General features: G+C 55.7%; 2 rRNA genes (1 of these 2 cut by a window edge). Both read right to left on the minus strand.

Going from position 1 to position 2500, the window contains the following annotated elements:
* Positions 1-5: 5 nt before the first annotated feature.
* Positions 6-121: ribosomal RNA gene (gene rrf, locus EBL84_RS16590) — 5S ribosomal RNA — on the minus strand.
* A gap of 105 nt (positions 122-226) precedes the next feature.
* A 23S ribosomal RNA gene (locus EBL84_RS16595) occupies positions 227-2500 on the minus strand; it runs 614 nt beyond the window's last position.

Consider the following 2500-nt stretch of genomic DNA (forward strand, 5'->3'; position numbering starts at 1 on the left):
TAAGGTCCTGGCAGTGACCTACTTTCGCATGGGGAGGCCCCACACTATCATCGGCGAGGTCCTGTTTCACTTCTGAGTTCGGGATGGGATCAGGTGGTTCCAGGACTCTATGGCCGCCAGGAAAACTGCTTTGTCTTGCCCGATCATCTCGGACAGGACCAATTCGGTTCAGATCGTTGTCGGCAGTTGCGTGAGCCGAGGCCCGTACAACGCACTTGGGTGTTATATGGTCAAGCCGCACGGTCAATTAGTACAGGTTAGCTTCACACGTTACCGCGCTTCCACATCCTGCCTATCAACGTCGTGGTCTTCGACGGACCTTCAGGGGCATCAAGTGCCCAGGGAGACCTCATCTTGGGAGGGGCTTCCCGCTTAGATGCTTTCAGCGGTTATCCCGTCCGTACATAGCTACCCGGCAATGCCACTGGCGTGACAACCGGAACACCAGGGGTACGTCCACTCCGGTCCTCTCGTACTAGGAGCAGCTTCCCTCAAGTCTCCAACGCCCACGGCAGATAGGGACCGAACTGTCTCACGACGTTCTAAACCCAGCTCGCGTACCACTTTAAATGGCGAACAGCCATACCCTTGGGACCGACTTCAGCCCCAGGATGTGATGAGCCGACATCGAGGTGCCAAACACCGCCGTCGATATGAACTCTTGGGCGGTATCAGCCTGTTATCCCCGGAGTACCTTTTATCCGTTGAGCGATGGCCCTTCCATACAGAACCACCGGATCACTAAGACCTACTTTCGTACCTGCTCGACGTGTCTGTCTCGCAGTCAAGCACCCTTATGCCTTTGCACTCATTGCGCGATTTCCGACCGCGCTGAGGGTACCTTCGTGCTCCTCCGTTACGCTTTGGGAGGAGACCGCCCCAGTCAAACTACCCACCATGCACTGTCCCTGATCCGGATCACGGACCGAGGTTAGAACTCCGAACATACCAGGGTGGTATTTCAAGGTTGGCTCCACAGCAGCTGGCGCCACTGTTTCAAAGCCTCCCACCTATCCTACACAAGTAGGTTCAAAGTCCAGTGCAAAGCTATAGTAAAGGTTCACGGGGTCTTTCCGTCTAGCCGCGGGTACTCGGCATCTTGACCGAGATTTCAATTTCACTGAGTCCCTGGTGGAGACAGTGCCGCCATCGTTACGCCATTCGTGCAGGTCGGAACTTACCCGACAAGGAATTTCGCTACCTTAGGACCGTTATAGTTACGGCCGCCGTTTACCGGGGCTTCGATCAAGAGCTTCTCCGAAGATAACCCCATCACTTAACCTTCCGGCACCGGGCAGGCGTCACACCCTATACGTCCTCTTACGAGTTTGCAGAGTGCTGTGTTTTTAATAAACAGTCGCAGCGGCCTGGTCACTGCAACCCTCTTCGGCTCCACGAGCAAGTCGCTTCACCTACCAAGGGCGTACCTTCTCCCGAAGTTACGGTACCATTTTGCCTAGTTCCTTCACCAGGGTTCTCTCAAGCGCCTTGGGATTCTCACCCTGCCCACCTGTGTCGGTTTGGGGTACGGTCATCTGTAACCTGAAGCTTAGAGACTTTTCCTGGAAGCTTGGCATCAATCACTTCGTTCCCGTGGGAACTCGTCATCACGTCTCAGGATTGTGTCCCCGGATTTGCCTAAGGACACTCCCTACTCGCTTGGACCGGCACTACCATCGGCCGGCTGACCTAGCCTTCTCCGTCATCCCATCGCAGTTACAGCTGGTGCAGGAATATTAACCTGCTTCCCATCGACTACGCCTTTCGGCCTCGCCTTAGGGGCCGACTCACCCTGCGCCGATGAACGTTGCGCAGGAAACCTTGGGCTTTCGGCGAGGGAGACTCTCACTCCCTTTGTCGTTACTCATGTCAGCATTCGCACTTCTGATATCTCCAGCATGCCTGACAGCACACCTTCGCAGACTTACAGAACGCTCCCCTACCATGCGTTTACACGCATCCGCAGCTTCGGTACATGGCTTGAGCCCCGTTACATCTTCCGCGCAGGCCGACTCGACCAGTGAGCTATTACGCTTTCTTTAAAGGGTGGCTGCTTCTAAGCCAACCTCCTGGCTGTCTGGGCCTTCCCACATCGTTTCCCACTGAGCCATGATTTAGGGACCTTAGCTGGCGGTCTGGGTTGTTTCCCTCTCGACGACGGACGTTAGCACCCGCCGTCTGTCTCCCGTGGTCAAACTTGCTGGTATTCGGAGTTTGCATCGGTTTGGTAAGCCGGGATGGCCCCCTAGCCGAAACAGTGCTCTACCCCCAGCAGTCATCCACGAGGCGCTACCTAAATAGCTTTCGGGGAGAACCAGCTATCTCCGAGCTTGATTAGCCTTTCACTCCGACCCACAGCTCATCCGAATCTTTTTCAACAGATCCCGGTTCGGGCCTCCAGCGCGTGTTACCGCGCCTTCACCCTGGCCATGGGTAGATCGCCCGGTTTCGGGTCTACTCCCAGCGACTAAGACGCCCATTTAAGACTCGCTTTCGCTAC

The sequence above is a fragment of the Marichromatium sp. AB31 genome, assembly GCF_003718685.1.
In the GTDB taxonomy this organism is placed as follows: Bacteria; Pseudomonadota; Gammaproteobacteria; order Chromatiales; family Chromatiaceae; genus Marichromatium; species Marichromatium gracile.